Annotated in this window: 16 protein-coding genes and 3 pseudogenes; 13 read left to right on the plus strand and 6 right to left on the minus strand. The window is 68.1% G+C overall.

Going from position 1 to position 20,338, the window contains the following annotated elements:
- Nucleotides 1–99: 99 nt before the first annotated feature.
- The 3 genes from A7G45_RS30090 to A7G45_RS30100 are packed head-to-tail and all read left to right on the plus strand — an operon-like array spanning nt 100 to nt 3,340.
- The gene (locus tag A7G45_RS30090) at nt 100–1,464 is read left to right on the plus strand and encodes an FAD-binding oxidoreductase (protein WP_260942399.1); all 1,365 of its coding nucleotides are present in this window, start codon (nt 100–102) and stop codon (nt 1,462–1,464) included.
- A gap of 44 nt (nt 1,465–1,508) precedes the next feature.
- A complete protein-coding gene (locus tag A7G45_RS30095; RefSeq protein ID WP_260942401.1) occupies nt 1,509–2,756 on the plus strand; it encodes a cytochrome P450 in 1,248 nt (415 codons plus the stop codon).
- Nucleotides 2,756–3,340, plus strand: coding sequence for a TetR/AcrR family transcriptional regulator (locus tag A7G45_RS30100; protein ID WP_260942404.1), 585 nt, complete (start codon nt 2,756–2,758; stop codon nt 3,338–3,340). The genes A7G45_RS30095 and A7G45_RS30100 overlap by 1 nt, the downstream gene beginning before the upstream one ends.
- Here A7G45_RS30100 and A7G45_RS30105 read toward each other — a convergent pair.
- Complete coding sequence (locus tag A7G45_RS30105) at nt 3,325–4,050, minus strand: siderophore-interacting protein (protein WP_071285456.1); 726 nt, start codon at nt 4,048–4,050, stop codon at nt 3,325–3,327. The genes A7G45_RS30100 and A7G45_RS30105 overlap by 16 nt on opposite strands.
- A gap of 97 nt (nt 4,051–4,147) precedes the next feature.
- On the opposite strand from A7G45_RS30105, the gene A7G45_RS30110 reads away from it, so the two are divergent.
- Nucleotides 4,148–5,230, plus strand: a complete 1,083-nt coding sequence (locus tag A7G45_RS30110) for a DUF5685 family protein (RefSeq protein ID WP_071285454.1) — start codon at nt 4,148–4,150, stop codon at nt 5,228–5,230.
- Here A7G45_RS30110 and A7G45_RS30115 read toward each other — a convergent pair.
- Nucleotides 5,227–6,327 (minus strand): acyltransferase family protein, encoded by a 1,101-nt coding sequence (locus tag A7G45_RS30115; RefSeq protein ID WP_071285452.1) that lies wholly within the window; start codon nt 6,325–6,327, stop codon nt 5,227–5,229. The two genes, A7G45_RS30110 and A7G45_RS30115, sit on opposite strands and share 4 nt — an antisense overlap.
- Nucleotides 6,324–8,246: a DEAD/DEAH box helicase gene (locus A7G45_RS30120; protein ID WP_071285450.1), complete on the minus strand. Its 1,923-nt coding sequence runs from the start codon at nt 8,244–8,246 to the stop codon at nt 6,324–6,326. Before A7G45_RS30120 ends, A7G45_RS30115 begins: the two co-directional genes overlap by 4 nt.
- 111 nt (nt 8,247–8,357) lie before the next feature.
- Between A7G45_RS30120 and A7G45_RS30125 the strand changes: the two genes are divergently transcribed.
- Nucleotides 8,358–8,897 (plus strand): LppP/LprE family lipoprotein, encoded by a 540-nt coding sequence (locus tag A7G45_RS30125; RefSeq protein WP_043988132.1) that lies wholly within the window; start codon nt 8,358–8,360, stop codon nt 8,895–8,897.
- On the opposite strand, the gene A7G45_RS30130 is transcribed toward A7G45_RS30125, so the two are convergent.
- A complete protein-coding gene (locus A7G45_RS30130) occupies nt 8,894–9,235 on the minus strand; it encodes a DUF2200 domain-containing protein (RefSeq protein ID WP_043988325.1) in 342 nt (113 codons plus the stop codon). The genes A7G45_RS30125 and A7G45_RS30130 overlap by 4 nt on opposite strands.
- 50 nt (nt 9,236–9,285) lie before the next feature.
- Here A7G45_RS30130 and A7G45_RS32815 point away from each other — a divergent pair.
- The 7 genes and pseudogenes from A7G45_RS32815 to A7G45_RS30170 all read left to right on the plus strand — a co-directional run.
- Nucleotides 9,286–9,501: pseudogene (locus A7G45_RS32815) on the plus strand (hypothetical protein); the annotation flags it as partial.
- 289 nt (nt 9,502–9,790) lie between these two features.
- Nucleotides 9,791–10,354, plus strand: a pseudogene (locus A7G45_RS30145) (fatty-acid--CoA ligase); the annotation flags it as partial.
- Between the two features lie 23 nt (nt 10,355–10,377).
- Nucleotides 10,378–10,503, plus strand: a complete 126-nt coding sequence (locus tag A7G45_RS30150) for a hypothetical protein (protein WP_260943377.1) — start codon at nt 10,378–10,380, stop codon at nt 10,501–10,503.
- Nucleotides 10,455–13,601, plus strand: a pseudogene (locus A7G45_RS30155) (TM0106 family RecB-like putative nuclease); the annotation flags it as partial. The gene A7G45_RS30150 and the pseudogene A7G45_RS30155, both read left to right, overlap by 49 nt.
- Nucleotides 13,598–14,113: a YcxB family protein gene (locus A7G45_RS30160; protein ID WP_260942420.1), complete on the plus strand. Its 516-nt coding sequence runs from the start codon at nt 13,598–13,600 to the stop codon at nt 14,111–14,113. The pseudogene A7G45_RS30155 and the gene A7G45_RS30160, both read left to right, overlap by 4 nt.
- Nucleotides 14,110–15,468, plus strand: a complete 1,359-nt coding sequence (locus A7G45_RS30165) for an FAD-binding oxidoreductase (protein WP_260942423.1) — start codon at nt 14,110–14,112, stop codon at nt 15,466–15,468. The genes A7G45_RS30160 and A7G45_RS30165 overlap by 4 nt, the downstream gene beginning before the upstream one ends.
- A 33-nt stretch (nt 15,469–15,501) precedes the next feature.
- Complete coding sequence (locus tag A7G45_RS30170) at nt 15,502–16,113, plus strand: hypothetical protein (protein ID WP_260942427.1); 612 nt, start codon at nt 15,502–15,504, stop codon at nt 16,111–16,113.
- Between the two features lies 1 nt (nt 16,114).
- Here A7G45_RS30170 and A7G45_RS30175 read toward each other — a convergent pair whose 3' ends face one another.
- Both A7G45_RS30175 and A7G45_RS30180 read right to left on the minus strand, forming a co-directional pair.
- The gene (locus A7G45_RS30175) at nt 16,115–17,770 is read right to left on the minus strand and encodes an MFS transporter (RefSeq protein WP_260943330.1); all 1,656 of its coding nucleotides are present in this window, start codon (nt 17,768–17,770) and stop codon (nt 16,115–16,117) included.
- Nucleotides 17,771–17,973: 203 nt separating this feature from the next.
- Nucleotides 17,974–19,260 (minus strand): Bcr/CflA family efflux MFS transporter, encoded by a 1,287-nt coding sequence (locus A7G45_RS30180; RefSeq protein WP_377041967.1) that lies wholly within the window; start codon nt 19,258–19,260, stop codon nt 17,974–17,976.
- A 160-nt stretch (nt 19,261–19,420) separates the two neighbouring features.
- Between A7G45_RS30180 and A7G45_RS30185 the strand changes: the two genes are divergently transcribed.
- Complete coding sequence (locus A7G45_RS30185; protein ID WP_260942430.1) at nt 19,421–20,173, plus strand: hypothetical protein; 753 nt, start codon at nt 19,421–19,423, stop codon at nt 20,171–20,173.
- The last annotated feature ends 165 nt before the right edge of the window (nt 20,174–20,338 follow it).

The following is a 20,338-nucleotide window of genomic DNA, read 5'->3' on the forward strand; positions in this document are numbered from 1 at the left end:
TGCCGAGAATACCGGTAACACGGACGTTACACAGGATTAATGCGCACGGCACATGACGCGAGTCTTAGCTGGTCGGCACGCGGCTCCTAGACTTGCCCCGTGCACACCGCGCTGCCGAGCCTCATCGCCGACCTGCCCACCGACGCCGTCGTCACCGATCCGGATATCGTCGCGTCCTACAGACAGGACCGCGCGCTCGATCCGGACGCCGGCACCCCCATCGCGGTGGTGCGGCCACGCACCACCGAAGAGGTGCAGACGATCCTGCGGTGGGCCAGTGCGCACAAGATCCCGGTGGTGCCGCGCGGCGCCGGCACCAGCCTGTCCGGCGGGGCGACCGCCGTCGACGGCGGCATCGTGCTGACCACCGAACGGATGCGCGACATCGTCGTCGACACGGCAACCCGCACCGCCGTGGTGCAGCCCGGCCTACTCAATGCCGAGGTGAAGAAAGCCGTTGCGGCCCACGGGCTCTGGTACCCACCCGACCCGTCGTCGTTCGAAATCTGCAGCATCGGCGGCAATGTCGCCACCAACGCCGGCGGCCTGTGCTGCGTGAAATACGGCGTCACCACCGACTACATCCTCGGCCTGCAGGTGGTCCTGGCCGACGGCACCGCGGTACGGCTGGGCGGGCCGCGACTGAAAGACGTTGCGGGACTGAGCCTCACCAAGCTGTTCGTGGGCAGCGAGGGCACGCTCGGTGTCGTCACCGAGGCGACGCTGCGGCTACTGCCGCCGCAGCACCGCGGGTGCACCGTGGTCGCGAGCTTCGACTCGGTGCGCGCGGCAGCCGGTGCCGTTGTGACCATCACCGGCCGGATTCGCCCGTCGATGCTGGAGTTCATGGACGACGTTGCGATCAACGCCGTCGAGGACAAGCTCAAGATGGGCCTGGACCGAAAGGCCAAGGCCATGATGGTGGCGGCCTCCGATGACCGCGGTGCCGCAGGCGTCGAGGACGCCGAGCTCATGGCCCGCGTGTTCACCGAAGCCGGTGCCACAGAAGTATTTTCGACCGATGACCCCGACGAGGGCGAGGCCTTCGTGGCCGCCCGCCGGTTCGCCATCCCGGCCGTGGAAGCCAAAGGACCGCTGCTCCTGGAAGACGTCGGTGTGCCGTTGCCCGCACTGGCCGACCTGGTCGACGGGGTGGCTGAGATCGCCCGCAGACACGACCTGCTGATCTCGGTGATCGCACATGCCGGGGACGGCAACACCCACCCGCTGATCGTCCACGACCCGAACGACGCCGAGAACACGCGACGGGCCAACATCGCGTTCGGCGAGATCATGGACCTGGCCGTGGCGCTGGGCGGCACCATCACCGGCGAGCACGGCGTCGGCCGGCTCAAGCGGCCCTGGCTGGCCGGCCAACTCGGGCCCGAGGTCATGGAACTGAACCGCCGGATCAAGACGGCCCTGGACCCCGACAACATCCTGAATCCGGGCGCGGGGATCTAATTCGGGCATTGACACATCCGGGGCAATCGCCGTACACATAAGACATGACGGCGATTTTGTCTCACGAGACATCCGACTCCCCCGTGGCGTTCCAGCTTGCCGATTCGGCCGGGTGGGTCGATCCCTTTTCGATGTACCGGTCACTGCGCGACCACGATCCGGTGCACCACGTGGTGCCCGCCGACAACCCCGCGGCCGACTACTACGTGCTGTCCCGGCACGCCGACATCTGGACCGCCGCCCGCGATCACCAGACGTTCTCCTCGGCGGAGGGCCTGACCGTCAACTACGGCGAGCTGGAACTCATCGGCCTGCAGGACAACCCGCCGATGGTGATGACCGATCCGCCCGTGCACACCGAATTCCGCAAGCTGGTGTCGCGCGGCTTCACGCCACGCCAGGTCGAGGCCGTCGAGCCCAAGGTTCGTGAGTTCGTCGTGCAGCGACTGGAGAAGCTGAAGGCCGCCGGCGGCGGTGACATCGTGGCCGAGCTGTTCAAGCCGCTGCCGTCGATGGTCGTCGCGCACTACCTCGGCGTTCCCGAGGCCGACCGCGACCAGTTCGACGGCTGGACCGAGGCCATCGTCGCGGCCAACACCGCCGAGGGCGGACTGGGCAGCGCGCTCGAGACACTGGGCAGCGCGCTCGGCGACATGATGGGGTACTTCACCGCGCTGATCGAGCGCCGCCGCAAAGAGCCCGAGGACGACACGGTTTCGCACCTGGTCGCCGCGGGCATCGGCGCCGACGGTGACATCAGCGGCGTGCTGTCGATCCTCGCGTTCACCTTCACCATGGTCACGGGTGGCAACGACACCACCACCGGGATGCTGGGCGGCAGCGTGCAGCTCCTGCACCGGCACCCCGACCAGCGCCGGCTCCTCGTCGAAAACCCCGACCTGATCACGGAATCCGTTGACGAACTCCTTCGACTCACCTCGCCGGTCCAGGGCCTGGCCCGCACCACCACGCGCGACGTGACCATCGGCGACACCACCATTCCCGCCGGCCGCAAGACCTTACTGCTCTACGGTTCGGGCAACCGCGACGAACGCCAATACGGTCCGAACGCAGGCGAATTGGACGTGACGCGCGCGCCGCGCAACATCCTGACCTTCAGCCACGGTGCGCATCACTGCCTGGGCGCGGCGGCCGCGCGGATGCAGTCCCGCGTCGCCCTGACCGAACTGCTCTCGCGGATACCGGAATTCACCGTCGATGAGGCCAACATCGAGTGGGCCGGCGGCAGCTATGTGCGACGTCCACTATCGGTGCCGTTTACCATTTGCTGATGGCAACCGACTGGCTGGCCGGCCGACGCACCGAGGTCGCGGCCGAGGCCATCCTGGACGCCGCCGACCGCTTGTTCGCCGAGCAGGACGCCGCGACCGTCGGAATGCTCGAAATCGCCAGGGCGGCAGGCTGTTCCCGCGCCACGCTGTACCGGTACTACGAGAACCGTGACGTGCTGCACCTGGCCTACGTGCACCGCGAGGCGTTTCGGGTGTTCGCTCACGTCGGCGAGCAGATCGCGGATATCAGTGACCCGCGCACCCGACTGCTCGACGGTGTGGCGATCGCGCTGCGCAACGTGCGGGAAAGTCCCGCACTGTCATCGTGGTTTGTCGCCACCCAGCGACCCATCGGTGGCGAGGTCGCCGCGCAGTCCGACGTCATCACCGGGCTGGTGGCGGCGTTCCTGTCCGCGTCGTGGCCAGAGCTGGAGACCGAGGCCGCGCATCGCCGGGCCAACTGGCTGGTCCGGATGTTGGTGTCGCTGTTGATGTTCCCCGGCGCCGACGAAGACGACGAACGCCAGATGCTCGACGAATTCGTTGTGGCCCAGTTGGTTCCGAAGGATCAGGCTTCCCAGTAGGCCCGGGCCTTGATGGCCTTCTTCGGAATCTGGTAGTCCTCGCGCAGCACCTTGACCACCGAACGGGTGGTCCGGTTGTCGCACGCCACCCAGCCGAAGTGATCGGACGCGTCGAACGCCGAGGCCCGCACGGTCTCGACCAGCGCCTCGCCGTTGTTCTTGCGGTCGACCCAGGTGACGGTCAATCCGGGGGCGCCGACGCCCACCTGAAGATCGCGGTCGTCGTCGTGACCGGCCTCGAGGTACACCTGGATGGGCGCCGCACCGATGGCCTGCAGCAGCGTATTGATCGCCGGCAGCGATGCGGCGTCACCGACCAGGACGTATCCGGCCGGCGCGGGCTCGGGCAGCTCGAAGCTGCTGCCGAGCAACGTCACCTCGAGGGTGTCGCCGGGCTTGGCGTCCTGGGCCCAGCGGGTGGCCAGGCCGTCGTGGAGCGCGAAGTCGATGTCGGTGGTCCCCGCGGCCGGATCGGGGTTGACCAGCGTGTAGCCGCGCTGGTGCGCCTTGTCCCCGTCCGGGAACCAGCCCCGGACCCACATGGTCGGATGCACGGGCCGCTCGGCCAGCAGGTTTCCGGTGGTGAAATGCAGCCGCAGGTAGTTCGGGGTGATCTGGGTGCGGCCGGTGACCGTCAGCTCGTAGTCGCCACCCCGCCACAGCTTGACCAACGCGCCCTGGATTCCACGCGACGGCTTCGGCTCGGTCATGTTGCACCCTCCAATTGGACTATTAGGGCAGCATAACCTAATTGAGTTCCTGGGTTGATTGCCTGCGATCTGCGCTGGCCGGCGCTATCTTCAAGCCGTGTTCGGCATCCTCCGGCCCTGCCGGCATCGACTCGGTAAGGAACTCGCCGCCGTCTGGACGGCCCAGTTGTGCGGGCTGTGCCTCGCGCTTCGCGATGACTACGGACAGGGCGGACGCGTCGCCACCAACTACGACGGGCTGGTGGTGTCGGCGTTGGTGGAAGCGCAATCCACCGCGGCACCCGGACGGCGCGAAGCCGGCCGGTGCCCACTGCGGGGCATGCGCAAGGCCGACGTCGCCATAGGTGAATCCGTCCGGCTCGCGGCCGTGGTCTCCCTGGTGCTCGCCGCCGCCCGGGTGCGCGATCACGTCGACGACGGCGACGGCGTGCTCGCCGCGGCAGGCGTGCGGCCCGCTGCCCGACGGATCGCCGACCGGTGGGAGCGCCAAGGTACGGGCGTCGGCACAGCCCTGGGCTTCGACACCGCCGTGCTGATGGACGCGATCAGTCGGCAGGCGGCGCTGGAAGCCGCTGCAACGCCGGGTAGCTCGTTGCTCGCGGTCACCGAACCCACCGAAACCTCGGTCGCCGCGGCATTCGCGCACACCGCGGTGCTGGCCGGGCGGCCGGGGAACGTGGCGCCGCTGCGGGAGGTCGGCCAGTTGTTCGGGCGGGTCGCGCACCTGCTCGACGCGATCGAGGATCTGCACGACGATCGGGTGCACGGGAAGTGGAATCCGGTGGCCGCCACTGCAGCTCCGATCGGCGACGTCCGCACGGCGTGCGACGACGCGGTACTCGGCATCGAGCTCGCCCTGGCCGACGTGGAATTCACCGACGGGCGGCTGGTGCACCGTCTGCTGACCCGCGAGTTGCGACGGGCCGTGACCCGGACCTTCAGCGGTGCGGGGTTCGAGGCGACGGATGTGCCGCCCGACGCCGGCCCACCAATCGCGTCATCGGGCGAGCTGCCGTTGGACATAGTCGGGATCGAAACTGGCGAAGAAGACCCCGAGAAGAAGGCCGAGCGCAAGGCCGGCTGGTTCGACGGCTGCTTCGCCTGCGACTGCGACGGCTGCTGTTGCGATTGCGATGGCTGCTGTGACTGCGACGGCTGCTGTTGTGACTGCGACTGCTAGTTCCGGACCCGGGTGAACCGGTGCAATAGCCACGACACCGGAATGGTGAACAGCATCGTCAGGGTGAACAACGCGAAGGTCGAACCCGTCCAGATGTGCTGATGCATCACCTCGACCATGACCAGTTCCATGATGACCAGATGCACCAGGAAGATCTCGTAGGAGATCTCGCCGAGGAAGACCATCGGCCGGCTCCCCAGCAGTCGCGCGTACCAGCCCCGGTTCCCCAAACCCAGCGGCGCGACGACCAGAGTGGCGATCCCCGCGTAGAGCACCGACTTCCACAGGCTCTCCCCCAGTGTGGCGGGTGAGGTGGTCGGGGCGCCGGCGAGGGGCGTCGACGCGATGAGGTAGCAGACCAATGCCAGTGGGATGCACAGGAATCCGTAGGCCCGCACACCCATCGCCGCCAGCACCGAAAGCAGCATGCCGCCGACGAACCAGATCAGATAAGTCGGCAACCACAGCCGGGCACCGTCGGGCAGGAAATGCGTGGTGTGCACCAACGTCAGCCACGCCAGGCTCAGTGCGGCCAACATCGCCAGCGCGCCGAGCAGCAGGGCCGGCCGCCACCGCCGCCGGCACAGCACCACCATCAGCAGGTAGGCCAGCGCCGGAAGGGCAACGTAGAAGGCAACTTCCACCGCCAGGCTCCACATCTGGGTGAGGCCCTGATGCAGCCAGGAGAACAGGTAGTTGTCGGTGTAGATCTGGGTCAGCGTCAGGTTCCGGAGCAGCCCCAGCCAGCTGTGACCGGGGTTCGGGCCGGCCGTTCGGAAGTGATACAGCGCGTAGGCCGCCAGCACCGTCACCACGTAGGCGGGCATGATCCGTCGCACGCGGTGCCAGGCGTAGCGCTGCACCGACGGTGCCTCGTAAGGCTTTTCGGCGTCGGCCCGGGCCAGCGCCTTGACCCACGGGCTGAACAACAGGAAACCCGACAGCACGAAGAAGATCGGCACACCGATCTCGGCGCGCGCATACATCAGCCCGACGTAGGTCTGGGTGTACTTACCTGTCGTGAACGCTGCGTGGGTCAGTACAACGAGCAGTGCGGCGACCGCACGGACCCCGGTGAGTGAATCAACCCGGGTCACTTGTACTTGCGCTTGCCCTCGCCTCGACCTTCGCTGTGGCCACCACGACGATCGTCGTCACGGCCGGGTCGAGACCCGCGGTCCGGGCGTGGCCCACGGTCCTGACGGCCACCGCGGTCGGAGTACGAGCCCCGGTCCGGGCGTCCGCCACGATCCTGATAGCCGCCGGAATTCCCACCCTTGTCCAGCTCCAGGTGGATCAACTGGCCCGAAATACGGGTGCTCTCAAGCTTTTTGAGCGTGTCCTTGCTCAGCTTGGCGGGCAGCTCGACCAGCGAGTGGTCCACGCGGATGCTGATGTGCCCGAAGTCGCTGCGGTTCAGGCCGCCCTCGTTGGCGATGGCGCCGACGATGGCACCCGGAATCACCTTGTGCCGCTTGCCCACGGCGATGCGGTAGGTCGCCAGATCTTCGCGCGTCGACCGAGGCTTGCGCTCGCGGTCGCCACGGTCGCCGCGGTCGTCACGATCCGGACGCTCGCGCCGCTTCTCCGGCGGGGGCTCCTTCATCAGGAACTCTTCGCCACCCTGGGTCTGCACCGCCAGCGCCGCCGCGATGTCCGCCAGCGGCACGTTGTTGTCGCGCTCGTAGTCCTCGATCAGCCGGCGGAACAGCTCGATGCCCGGGGCGTTGAGCGAACCGGTGATCGAATCGCCGAACTTGGCCACCCGCTGCGCGTTGACGTCATCGACCGACGGCAGCTGCGACTCGATGAGTTTCTTTCGCGTGACGCGCTCGATCGAGTTGAGCAGGTGCCGTTCGCGCGGCGTGACGAACAGCAGCGCGGTACCCGAGCGGCCGGCCCGGCCGGTGCGCCCGATGCGGTGCACGTAGGACTCGGGGTCGTGCGGGATGTCGTAGTTCAGCACATGCGAGATGCGTTCGACGTCCAGACCACGGGCCGCCACGTCGGTCGCGATCAGGATGTCGATCGAGCCGTCCTTGAGCCCGTTGATCGTGCGCTCGCGGACCGCCTGGGCGATGTCACCGTTGATCGCGGCCGCGGAAAACCCACGGGCCCTGAGCTTTTCGGCGACTTCCTCGGTGGCCTGCTTGGTCCGGACGAAGACGATCATCGCCTCGAACGGCTCGACCTCGAGCAGCCGGGTGATGGCATCCATCTTGCGCGCGCCGGCCACCTGGATGTAGCGCTGGGTGATGTTCTCGGCGGTCTGCGCCTTGGCCTTGATGGTCACCTCGACCGGGTCGTGCAGGTACTTCGAGGTGATCTTCTTGATGGCCGGCGGCATGGTCGCCGAGAACAGCGCGACCTGCTTGTATTCGGGGGTGTCCGCCAGGATGCGCTCGACATCCTCGGCGAAGCCCATCTGCAGCATCTCGTCGGCCTCGTCGAGCACCAGGTAGTCCAGGTGCGAGAGGTTCAGGCTGCCCTTCGACAGGTGATCGATGACCCGGCCCGGGGTGCCCACCACGACCTGGGCGCCACGCTTGAGCCCGGCCAGCTGCGGCGTGTAGGACGACCCTCCGTAGATCGCCAGCACGTTGACGTTCAGGTGCGCGCCGTACTTGCCGAATGCCTCGGCCACCTGCAAGGCGAGCTCGCGGGTCGGCGCCAGCACCAGACACTGGGTGTTACGGCTGGTGGGGTCGATCTTGGACAGCACCGGAACCGCGAATGCGGCGGTCTTGCCGGTGCCGGTCTGGGCGAGACCGACGACGTCGGATCCGCTCAGCATCGCGGGGATGGTCGCGGCCTGGATGGGCGAAGGTGACTCGTATCCGACGTCGGTCAGCGCGCGCAGCACCTCCGGGCGGATGTTCAGGTCGGCGAAGGTGACCTCGTCGCTGGACTCAGCGGAGGTTTCAGCAGTGACCTCGGCGCTGGACTCAACGGAGGTTTCAGAAGTGGTGTTGCTGCCGCCCGAATCCGGGTCGGTCTCGGGCGAAGACGTCGTCATTATGCGAGAAGTCTAGAGGGTCATCGGGCCAGGTACGCCCCGCATGGCTGACCAGACTCCCCCTGGTCCGCCTTATAGGGTGGCCGGGTGCGCTGCGCCGAACCGAAACTGATGACGATCGCGGTGGCCGCACTCGCGGCGGCAGGCCTGTCCGCTTGCGGGTCGGGCGACTCCACCGCCTCCAAGACGCCCGATCCGACCGCGCCGGCCGCCGCCAAGAAAACCGCCGCGCCGACCGTCGTCGCAGGTCCGAAGACCAGCGCGGCTCCGGCCGACCCCTGCGCCGTCAGTCTCACGGCCCCCGATATCGCCAAGGCGGTGTCCACACTGCCCGCCGACCCCCGCAGCAAGCAGGGCTGGAGCCCGGAGCCACTGGCCGGCAACTACAACCAGTGCGCACCACTGTCGGTGGTCATTGTGAAAGCGAACACCAACGGCGAGCAGCCGAACACCCGCGCGGTGATGTTCCACCTGGGCCAACTGATCCCGACGGGGGTGCCCGACACGTACGGGTTCAACGGCATCGACCTGGCCGCGACCACCGGCGACACCGTCGCGCTGAGTTACACCAACCCGGCCAGTGGGCTCAAGAGCGTCGTGCGGTTCCACTGGAACGGCAATGGCGTCGAGCTGATCGGCAACACGCACTAGGCGCGCAGCACCTTGTCCATGGCCTTGCCCTTGGCCAGCTCGTCGACCAGCTTGTCCAGATAGCGGATCTTCTGCATCAGCGGGTCCTCGACGTTCTCGACGCGGACGCCGCACACCAGCCCGGTGATCAGTGCCGCGTTCGGGTTCAGCGTCGCCGCGGCGAAGAAGTCCTCGAAGGTCGTCTCGGTTTTGAGATGCGCAGCCAGCGCGGCCTGATCGAAACCCGTCAGCCAGCAGATGACCTGATCCAGCTCAGCAGTCGTGCGCCCCTTCTTCTCCACCTTGTTGACGTAGTGGGGATAGACCGACGCGACGCTGGTGGTGAAAATCCTGCTCACTCCAGCCAAGGTAGCCCCGGTCTGTCGGCGGGCTGCCATATGGTGGCGACGTGTTCCTCAGTCCCGGCAAGCACTCCGATGGTGAGGACGCCGCTGTGATTTACAGCGCGTCCGACCTCGCCGCCGCGGCGCGCTGCGAGTACGCGCTGCTGCGCCGGTTCGACGGGCTGCTGGGCCGGGGACCGAAAGCCGTCGTGGACGACGATCTGCTGGCCCGTACCGCCGAACTCGGTGACACCCACGAGCAGCGGCACCTGGAACAGCTGGCCGCATCCCCCGTACAACGTCGGGAAAACTGGCCCGCACTGCCTCGCGCGCGGAGTTTCTGTCCGGTCAATTCGACTGACAGCTGGCGGGTCTGCAGCTTGTTGCCGAACACCCGCTCGGACTCGTCGGGCCGGCCGAAGTAGCCCCGGCCGATGTTGTTGCCGTGCAACCAGATTTCGCCGACCGTGCCGTCCGCGGCCTCGTCGCCGTCGGGGGTCACGATCGTCACCCACTGGTCGGGGATGGCCCGTCCGCACGACACGTGGGGGACCGCGCCGTCGGCATGCCGACGGCGCGGTCCCCCACGTGTCGTGCGGACGGGCCATCCCCGACCAGTGGGTGACGATCGTGACCCCCGACGGCGACGAGGCCGCGGACGGCACGGTCGGCGAAATCTGGTTGCACGGCAACAACATCGGCCGGGGCTACTTCGGCCGGCCCGACGAGTCCGAGCGGGTGTTCGGCAACAAGCTGCAGACCCGCCAGACCGTCAGCCACGCCGATGGCGCCGAGGACAACGCATTGTGGTTGGCCACAGGCGATCTGGGCGTTTACGTGGGCGACGAGCTGTTCGTCACCGGCCGGATCAAGGATCTCGTGATCGTCGACGGGCGCAACCACTACCCGCAGGACATCGAGGCAACGGTCAGCCGCGCCTCGTCGGCGGTGCGCTCCGGCTACGCGACAGCCTTTGCTGTGCCTGGTGATTCGGGCGAGCAACTGGTCGTGGTCGCCGAGCGTGCGGTGGGTGCGGGCCGCGCCGAATTGGAGCCTGTTGCCGAGGCGGTGGGGGCCGCGGTGTCGCGTCATCACCAGGTGCGCGTCGCCGAGGTGCGACTGGTGGCGGCCGGCTGGGGGCACACGCCAGCGAGCCCGTGACGCTGCCGTCCATCGAGCAGTTCATGGAAGCCTTCAAGCCGTACGGGCTGCCCGAGACGGTGGTGAAGCCGTCGCGGCGGCCGAGGCCACCCGGGCGGCGGTCGACCGCCGGGAGCCGGTGATCTATCAGGCCGCGATGTTCGACGGCCGCTTCCTGGGTTTCGCCGACTTCCTGATCCTGGACGACGGCCGCTATCGCCTGCGGGACACGAAGCTGGCGCGCTCGGTGAAAGTCGAGGCACTCCTGCAGCTGGCGGCCTACGCCGACGCGCTGGAGCAGGCCGGAGTGCCGGTGGCGCCGGAGGTCGACCTGGTGCTCGGTGACGGCACCATCGCCAGTTACCCAGTGGCCGAACTGCTTCCGGTATACCTGCCGCGACGGGTTGCGCTGCAGCGGCTGCTCGACGAGCACCGGGCCGGCGGGGCGCCGGTGTCGTGGGAGTCCCCGGAACTGCGGGCCTGCCATCAATGCGAGGACTGCGAAGTCGAAGTCCGCGAGCGGGATGACCTGCTGCTGGTAGCCGGCATGCGGGTGAGCCAGCGGGCCCGACTGCTCGATGCCGGGATCACCACCGTGCACGAACTGGCCGAACACAGCGGCGCAGTGCCGGGACTCTCGTCCCGCATCGTGGCGAATCTCGTCGGGCAGGCGCGGCTGCAGGTCGCTCCCCCGGTCGACAACAAGCCCCAGTTCGAGGTGATCGACGCACAGCCGCTCACCGGGCTGCCCGAACCCGACCGCGGCGACCTGTTCTTCGATTACGAAGGCGACCCGCTGTGGACCGAGAACGGCCGGGACTGGGGCCTGGAGTACCTCTGGGGCACCTTGACCGCGACCGGCGATTTCCACCCGCTGTGGGCGCATGACCGGGCCAGTGAACGGCAGGCACTCGTCGACTTCCTGGCGTTCGTGCGCAAGCAACGCAAGCGGTACCCGAACATGCACATCTACCACTACGCCGCCTATGAGAAGAGCACTCTGCTGCGGCTGTCGGGGCGCTACGGCGTCGGCGAGGCCGAGGTGGACGAGCTGCTGCGCAGCGGCGTACTGGTGGACCTTTTGCCGTTGGTACGCAAAAGCATTCGGGTCGGCACCGAGAGCTACAGCATCAAGTATCTGGAACCGCTGTACATGGGCGGCGAGTTGCGCGTCGGCGAGGTCACCAAGGCCACCGACTCCATCACGCAGTACGCGCGCTACACCGAACTCGAGGCGGCCGGGGAACACGAGGAAGCCGCGACGGTCCTCAAGCAGATCGAGGACTACAACCACTACGACTGCCGCTCCACACTGCGGTTGCGCGAGTGGCTGCTCGGGGTGGCGTGGGCCGAGGGCATCGCGCCCCGCGGGCCGGTCGGTGGCGGCCTCGCGCAACCCGAGACGGCGGTGCCGACCGACGACGCGACACAGCGCGCCCTGGCGAAGTACGCGGGTGACGGCACCACGGCACGCTCGGACAAGCAGCAGGCCGTGGCCATGATCGCGGCCGCCCGCGGGTACCACCAGCGCGAGGAGAAGCCCTTCTGGTGGGAGCATTTCGACCGGATCAACAACCCGATCGACGAATGGGCCGACAGCACAGACGTTTTCGTGGCCACGACAACCCCGCACATCGCCGTCGACTGGAACACCCCGCCCAAGGCCCGCAAGCCCCAGCGCCAGGTGCTGCTGCGCGGCGAGATCGCCGCCGGCTCGATCCGGCCGGACGCCGAGGTGTTCGCCCTTTACGAACCACCTTCTCCGACAGGGCTTTCCGACGATCCGGACGTCCGCGCCGCCGGCACCGCGAAGGTTCTGGACTGCAACGAAGATGGCACCGAGGTGCTGATCATGCACCGGACCGGCAAGGACGGCGAGGAGTTCGGCCAGCTGCCCTTCGCGCTGACGCCCGGTCCGCCGCCGAACACCAAACCGCTGCGAACGTCGATCGAGACGACAGCCGGTGCGCTGGCTACCGGACTGCCGTCGTTGCCGCCCAGTGCGGCGCTGGACATCCTGTTGCGGTCCACCCCGCGCACCCTGTCCAAGGGACCACTCCCCCGCACCGGTGACACGGCGCGGGACATCGTTGCCGCCCTGCGGGATTTGGACTCGTCGTACCTTGCGGTGCACGGCCCACCGGGAACCGGAAAGACCTTCACCGCCTCGAAGGTCATGGCCGACCTGGTCAACCGCGACCACTGGCGCATCGGGGTGGTGGCGCAGTCGCACGCTGTCGTCGAGAACGTGCTCGCCAGCGTGGTCAAGGCGGGCGTGGACGGCCGGGTGGTCGGCAAGAAGCGCGCGCCCGAGGACGCGCCGTTCAGCGACGTCCCGGACAACCAGTACGCGCGCTTCATCGAGGACAGCAATGGTTGCGTGATCGGCGGTACCGCTTGGGATTTCGCCAACGACGGGCGTGTTCCGCGGGGTTGCCTGGATCTACTGGTCATCGAGGAGGCCGGCCAGTTCAGCCTGGCCAACACCATCGCCGTCGCACCCGCGGCGAGCAATCTGCTGCTGCTCGGCGATCCGCAGCAGCTGCCGCAGGTCAGCCAGGGCACCCACCCGGAGCCGGTCGACGAATCGGCCCTGAGCTGGCTGGTCGAGGGACGGCACACCCTGCCCGCCGAACGCGGCTACTTCCTGGACGTGTCCTACCGGATGCACCCGGCCGTGTGCGCTCCGGTGTCGGCATTGTCGTACGACAACCGGCTGCTGGCTGCCGAAAGTGTCAGCGGTGCACGGCGATTGGCCGGGATCGAACCTGGCGTGCACCTGCTGACCGTCGACCACGAGGGCAATGCGACCGACAGTCCCGAGGAGGCCGAGGCGATCATCGCGGCCATCGGCGGCCTGGTCGGCCGGCAGTGGTCCGACGAGGACGGCACGAAAAACCTTGAGCCCGAAGATATTCTGATCGTGGCGCCGTACAACGCGCAGGTGGTGCTGTTGCGCGAGCGGATGGACGCGGCCGGGTACGGCGATGTCCAGGTGGGCACCGTCGACAAGTTCCAGGGGCGGCAGGCCCCCGTGGTGTTCGTCTCGATGACGGCGTCGTCCATCGCCGAGGTGCCCCGCGGCATGGGCTTTCTGCTGAATCGCAACCGCCTCAACGTGGCAATCAGCCGCGCGAAGTACGCCGCCTATGTGGTGCGCTCGACGTATCTGACCGACTATCTCCCGTCGACCCCGGACGGCATGATCGAACTGGGCGCGTTCCTGTCGGTGACCGCATGACGATGCGGCCACCGGGTGCGCCGGTGCCGCCCGTCCAGCACGTGTGGATCGCCGGCCCGTCGGATCGTCGGCACTTCACGTGGCTGTCCACCCGGCGAGCCCTGACGCAGTGGCGACTGTGGTTGATCGTCGTGATCGTCGTCGGGTTCGCTGCAGCCGGCGCCGGATCCGTACCGGCGGCTGTCGGTATCGCGGTCGTCTCGCTGACGTTCTTCCTCGCCATGATTGCGGCGATGGGGTGGTTCCGCAGCTATCGAACGCTGGGGCACACCATGTTTCCCGGTGCGCATTGGGCCTCGGGATTCGATGACTTCGGATTCATGGTGGCCAACCCGGGTGGCACCGTGACGATCGGCTGGGCTTCGGTCATCGCGGTCAGACCCACCGCCGACATGGTGATGTTCCGAACCAAGACCAGCCGCTTCGGCATCCCCAGTCCTCTCGTCCCACTGCCGGCGGTCGAATACGCCAAAGGCCAGATCGCTCGGCACCGGCCGCCACCACGCCCATGACCGACACCACCATCGAGCGCCTCACCGCGATCGTCGGCGCGGGGTATGTCACGACCGATCCGGACGTGCTCGCCGGTCGCGTCGTCGACCACACCGGCCGCTACCACGGCCGCGCCCAGGCGCTGGTGCGTCCGGGCAGCGATACCGAAGTCGCGGCAGTACTGCGGGCGTGCCGGGACGCGGGCGCCTGCGTCACGGTGCAGGGCGGACGGACGTCACTGGTGGCCGGCACCGTCCCCGAACACGACGACATCCTGCTGTCCACCGAACGGTTGTCGGCGGTCGGCACGGTCGACACCGAGGAACGCCGGATCCGGGTCGGGGCCGGCGCGACCTGCGCCGCGGTGCAGCACGCCGCCGCGGCCGCGGGTCTGGTGTTCGGTGTCGACCTCGCGTCCCGTGATTCGGCCACCGTCGGGGGCATGGCGTCGACGAACGCCGGCGGCCTGCGCACCGTGCGATACGGCAATATGCGCGAACAGATTCTGGGTCTCGAGGTCGCGTTGCCCGACGGCTCGCTGGTGCGCCGGCACAGCCAGGTGCGCAGCGACAACACCGGCTACGACCTGACCTCGTTGTTCGTCGGCGCCGAGGGCACGCTCGGGGTCATCACCGGCCTGGACCTGCGACTGCACCCGAAACCGCCACACCGGGTGACCGCGGTGGCCGGGTTCGACGACCTCGACGCACTGATCGACACCGGGCGCCGGCTCCGGGACACCGACGGCATCGCGGCGCTCGAGCTGATCGACGCGCGTGCCAGCGACCTGACCGCAGAGCACCTCGGCGTGCACGCGGCCGTCGGTGGCGCCTGGCAGCTGCTGGTCGAAATGGCCGGTGACACAGACCAATCCGATACGCTCGCCTCGGCCCTGGGCGACGCCGAGCTGACGGGCGAACCGGCGGTGGGCATCGACGGCAGCGCGGCGCAGCGGCTGTGGCAGGTCCGCGAATCCATCGGCGAAGTGCTGGGCTGGTACGGCCCGCCACTGAAATTCGATGTGTCGCTGCCGCTTTCATCCGTGGCCCGGTTCGCCGACGCGGCGGCCGCAGTAACAGCGGAGCATGCCCCCGAGGCCATCCCCGTCCTGTTCGGCCACATCGGCGAGGGCAACCTGCATCTGAACCTGGTGCGCTGCAACGTCTCCGACGAGACCGAACAAGCCCTCTATACCGCAATGATGACGCTGATCGCCGACTGCGGCGGCAACGTCAGCTCCGAACACGGCGTCGGCACCCGCAAGCGCGACTACCTGGGGATGTCACGCACCGACGCCGACATCGCCGCCATGCGTACCGTGAAGGCGGCGTTCGACCCGACGGGCTACCTGAATCCCGCGGTGTTGTTCCGCTGATCCGGCTCACTTTGGGCGGTAGCGTCAAATATCGTGCGCAGATTCGCCCCGGTCGTTGCCCTGACGTTGCCACTGCTCGCGATCAATTGGGCGCCCGACAGCCACGCGGCACCGGCCTGCGGCACCACCGATCCGAACCGCCGCGCTCCCGCGGTGATCACCGGGTTCGACGGCTACGCCCCGGTGAACCTCTGCGACTACGCCGGACCCAAGCACTACGGCTGGTCGTCGTACCGGTTCAAGACCGCCGGGGACGTGCACTGCGAGCTGTACGACGGACCGAACTCGTGGCAGTACTACTCCAGCATCACGTGCTGGGGGAAGCTGCCGGGCGTGCCCGCGGGCGTGACCCAGGTGGAGGTCGCGGCCGGCAGCGTGGCGAGTTACGGCCAGGCGGATGTGAAGCAGAAGGAAACCCAGGACGGCGGCGTGCCCGTCGACCCCGCCAGTTACCGGGAGTTGGCGCCCGGCCAGAAGATCGTCGTACCCGGCGCCAAGGGGTCCGTCGACGAGAACGACGAAGTGTGCGCGACGGCGGGTGACGGATCACTCACCTGCGAGATCCAGAATCCTGGCGAAGCCTGGGGCCAAGACAAGAAGGCCCACGGTTTCGTGCTCTCGGCGCAGGGCAGCCGCGTCTACTGAGCTACATCGAGTGCAGGCCGTACACACCCGGATCGGTGGCATCGTCGTCTTCGCGGTAGTGCCGGCCCGGCCGTGACGGCACCGGGTCGACGTGCACCGGAATCGGTGAGGTGAGCGGCTCGTCGGGTTCGGCATACCAGGAGTCCCGCGGTTCGGAGTCGTACACGGCATCGAACGCGGCGCGGTCGACGGTGTACTCGACGTAGTCATCGTCATCGGGAAAGTAGTTGGGCTCGGCCGGTTCCACATACCGAGCCGGCGCCGTAGCCGGGGTCACCTGGCCGCGCAGGAACATCGCTGCCACGACACCGAACAACGCGACGAACGCCGGCAGCAGCAGCGACTGCGACATCGCGGTCGCGAACGGCTCATGCAGGAACGGCGGCAGCGTCACCTGTGCGCCCTCGCTGGCGGCCGGCCGGCCGCCGGTCGGCAGCTCGGCGCTGATCCGGGACGTCATGTAGGCGGCCATGCCCGCACTGCCCAGCACCGAACCGACCTGCCGTGTCGCGTTGTAGACACCGGACCCAGCGCCGGCCAGCCGCGGCGGCAGGTTGCGGGTGGCGGTCGCCGCCAGCGGCGACCAGATGAACGCCATTCCGATGCCCATCGCGATGAACGGCAGCACCAGCTGCCAGATCGGCGTCGTCGGGGTCAGCCCGAACGACAACCACGTCAGCCCGATCGCCAGCGCCGAGAACCCGGACCCGACGATCGGCTGCGGCGGATAGCGGTCGATCAACTTGCCCACCAGCGGCGCCAGCATCCCGGACACCACAGCCATGGGCGCGGTCAGCAGGGCCGACCGCGTCGCGCTCAGACCCAGCACCGCCTGGGTGTGGAACATCACCGGCAGGATCATCGCGGTAACGCAGAACCCGATGGTGGCCACGGCCACGTTGGACAGGCAGAAGTCGTTGTCGCGGAACACCGTCAACGGAATCAGCGGCTCGTCCGGATTGACCGACTGCCAGTAGACGAAGGCCGCCATGAAGCCCAGGCCGCCGAGGATCACCAGCCAGATCCACCAGGCCCAGTCATGTGTCTGCCCCTCCTGCAGGCCGAACACGATGCCGAACATGCCGACGCCGGACAGCACCACGCCGAGCACGTCGAACCGGTGCCGCTCGGTGGGCAGCTGAGGGACCAGCACCCAGGCCAGAGCCAGGCCGACGATGCCGATCGGCACGTTCACGAAGAAGATCCACTGCCAGCCGAGGTGGTCCACCAGCACGCCACCGGCCAGCGGGCCGACCAGCGTCGCCACTCCGGCGGTGGCGCCCCAGACGCTCATGGCGGCACCGCGGTGATCGGGCGGGAAGATGCGGGTGATCGTGGACAGCGTCTGCGGCGTCAACAACGCCGCACCCAGACCCTGCACCACGCGCGCGGCGACGAGCATCCCGATGCTGCCGGACAGGCCGCACCACAGCGACGCCAGCGTGAAGACGGCGAGCCCGGCCAGGTACAGGTTGCGCGGCCCGAAGCGGTCACCGAGCCGGCCGGCGACCAGCAGCGGCACCGCATAGGCCAGCAGGTAAGCGCTGGTCACCCAGATGACACCGTCGTAGTCGGTGCCGAGCTTCTGCATGATGACGACGTTGGCGACGGAGACGATCGTGGAGTCCACCAGGATCATGAAGAAGCCGAACATCATGGCCCAGAGGGCAATCCAGGGTCGACTGACCTGCGCAGCACTCACCGACAAACTCCGGCGGAAATCAACGTTTGCATGCAGTGGGTATCAAGTCCGGTGGCCGGCGGACGTGCCGGCCTCGACTTCGACGCTACGGACAGTCGCGGATCCGAACAAGTCAGCAGCTCGGCCATGTCGGCAAGGACCCCGATGGGCCCGAGGGGCTAAGCCCGGTGGCGTTCGTGTCCCGACTCGCCCATGTCCCCGACGGACAGCAGCGCCAACAGCGCAACCACGACGCCCGTCGTCATCACCGCCGCGAGAGCCAACTCACCGTTGCCCAGTGCGCCGACGAGGGGTGCCACCGCCGCGCCGAGACCGAACTGGGCAGCACCCAGTGCGGCCGCCGCGGTGCCGGCGGCATCAGGGTGACGGGCCAGTGCGACGGCAGGTGTGTTGGGAATCACCAGGCCCATCGCGGCCAGCATGGCCCAGACCGGAATCAGGAAAGCGGCCAGACCGCCCACGTGCAATAACGCCAGCGCGACGAACCCGAGGCCGAACACCGATGCGGCGACCAGCGCGACAAGAGCAATCTTCTGCGGCTCGAACCGGCGCAGCAGCACGACGTTGAACTGGGTGGCACCGATCAGCGCGATCGCGCCGGCGGCGAACACCAGGGCGAAGGCCTGCTGGTCCAGGCCGTAACGCCCCTGCAGCACGAACGCGGCACCCGCGATGTACGCGAACAGACCCGACATCCCGAGTGCGCCGACGATGACCAGCACGACGAACCGGATATCGCTCAGCACCTCGACGTAGGTGCGCAGAATTGCCCGCAGTTGTAACGGGCGCCGGTCTTTGGCCGCGAGAGTCTCGGGCAGGGCCAGCACCGCCACCGCGAGGATCGCACCACCGAGCACCGCGAGTGCGGCGAACACCCAGTGCCACGAACCGCGCAGCAGTACTGCCGCGCCCAACGACGGCGCCAACACCGGCGCCACGCCCAGGACCAGGATCAACCGGGACATCACGACGGCGGCGACCGACTCTTCGAACAGGTCACTGACGACAGCGATGGCCACGACGGAGGCTGCGGCGGCGCCCACGCCCTGCAGCGTGCGAGCCACGCCCAGCACCTCGATGTTCGGCGCGAACAGGCACAGCACCGAGGCCGCCATGTGCAGCAGGATGCCGGCGACCAGGGGCCGCCGACGGCCCAGCGCGTCCGACAGCGGGCCGACGATCAGCTGCCCCAGCGCCAGTCCGCCGAGCGTCCCCGTCAGCGTCAGCTGCGCCACCGACGACGACAGCCCCAGCTCAGAGGCGATACGCGGCAGTGCGGGCAGGTACATGTCGATGGTCAGCGGGCCGAGCGCGACCAGCAGTCCCAGCACCACGATCATCCGGGTGCGGCTCGGCGCCGGACGTACCTCCGGTGCTTCGGGGAGCGCGCCACTACTGGCGGCGTCACCTACCGCTGTCAGATCCACAAGGGGCGATGCTGCCATGAATATGGTTAGCAATGCATACCGGTTTTTTCTTCCCGGCAAACCAGGCAGGTCCAGATGCATTTACCGGCTCAGCCGGTGCCGGGCACTCAGATGACGCGCCGATCGTTGACCACGCGATAGCCTGAAATCCTGAGTACGGAGATGGAGAGGCCGGCCGATGAGTGCTCGCTCCAGCATGAAGGGGCAGTTGCCTGTGAAGCATGACGCCCGCGACGAGAATCCTGGCGCCGCCGCCAAGGCACTGTCGCACATCCTCGAAGGCGGAGCCCGGGTGCAGGCGCCGGCCGTGGCGGCCTACGTCAACCGGTTGCGTGAACACAAACCTGGCGCCACCCCGGCCGAGATCATCGCCAAGCTCGAGACCCACTACCTCGCCGCGACCATGGCCAGCGGCGCCGCAGTCGGGTCGGCCGCCGCCTTCCCCGGCATCGGCACCATCGTCGCGATGTCGGCGGTCGCGGGCGAGACCGTGGTGTTCCTCGAAGCGACCGCGGTGTTCGCCCTGGCGGTCGCCGAGGTGCACGGCATCCCGGTCGAACAGCGAGAACGCCGGCGCGCTCTGGTGCTCGCGGTGCTGGTCGGCGATGAGGGCAAGCACGCCATCGGGGATCTGCTCGGCACCGGCCGCACCAGTGGCGCCTGGCTGGCCGACGGCGCGGCGACCGTGCCACTGCCGGCTGTCTCGCAACTGAATTCACGGCTGCTGAAGTTCTTCGTGAAGAAGTACGCGCTCAAGCGTGGCGCCATCGCCTTCGGCAAGCTGTTGCCGGTTGGCATCGGCGCGGTGATCGGTGGCGTGGGCAACCGGTTGATGAGCAAGAAGATCATCGAGAACGCCCGCGCGGCGTTCGGTCCGCCGCCGGCGCGGTGGCGGCAGACACTGCACGTGCTGCCCGAGGCGCGGGATTAGCAAACTCTCCGTGGTGCTGAGGCACCAATACTTGACCATTCACTGACTTCCGCCGACCAAGGAATCGACCGACGGGTTAGCCTTAGGCGGCACCGGGGCGGGCGACCGCCAACACAACATATGGCGGGCTATGCCGGGCTGAGGTCCAGCGCTCGTCGGGCAGAA

The organism is Mycolicibacterium llatzerense (assembly GCF_025331195.1).
In the GTDB taxonomy this organism is placed as follows: domain Bacteria; phylum Actinomycetota; class Actinomycetes; order Mycobacteriales; family Mycobacteriaceae; genus Mycobacterium; species Mycobacterium llatzerense.

Bases quoted from the DNA above. Each gene is read 5' to 3' on its own strand.
- A7G45_RS30185 (WP_260942430.1), top strand. From the start codon at position 19,421: ATGAGTGCTCGCTCCAGCATGAAGGGGCAGTTGCCTGTGAAGCATGAC.
- A7G45_RS30100 (WP_260942404.1), top strand. From the start codon at position 2,756: ATGGCAACCGACTGGCTGGCCGGCCGACGCACCGAGGTCGCGGCCGAG.
- A7G45_RS30180 (WP_377041967.1), bottom strand. From the start codon at position 19,260: ATGGCAGCATCGCCCCTTGTGGATCTGACAGCGGTAGGTGACGCCGCC.
- A7G45_RS30105 (WP_071285456.1), bottom strand. From the start codon at position 4,050: ATGACCGAGCCGAAGCCGTCGCGTGGAATCCAGGGCGCGTTGGTCAAG.
- A7G45_RS30120 (WP_071285450.1), bottom strand. From the start codon at position 8,246: ATGACGACGTCTTCGCCCGAGACCGACCCGGATTCGGGCGGCAGCAAC.
- A7G45_RS30160 (WP_260942420.1), top strand. From the start codon at position 13,598: ATGACGATGCGGCCACCGGGTGCGCCGGTGCCGCCCGTCCAGCACGTG.
- A7G45_RS30095 (WP_260942401.1), top strand. From the start codon at position 1,509: ATGACGGCGATTTTGTCTCACGAGACATCCGACTCCCCCGTGGCGTTC.
- A7G45_RS30165 (WP_260942423.1), top strand. From the start codon at position 14,110: ATGACCGACACCACCATCGAGCGCCTCACCGCGATCGTCGGCGCGGGG.
- A7G45_RS30175 (WP_260943330.1), bottom strand. From the start codon at position 17,770: ATGATGTTCGGCTTCTTCATGATCCTGGTGGACTCCACGATCGTCTCC.
- A7G45_RS30125 (WP_043988132.1), top strand. From the start codon at position 8,358: ATGACGATCGCGGTGGCCGCACTCGCGGCGGCAGGCCTGTCCGCTTGC.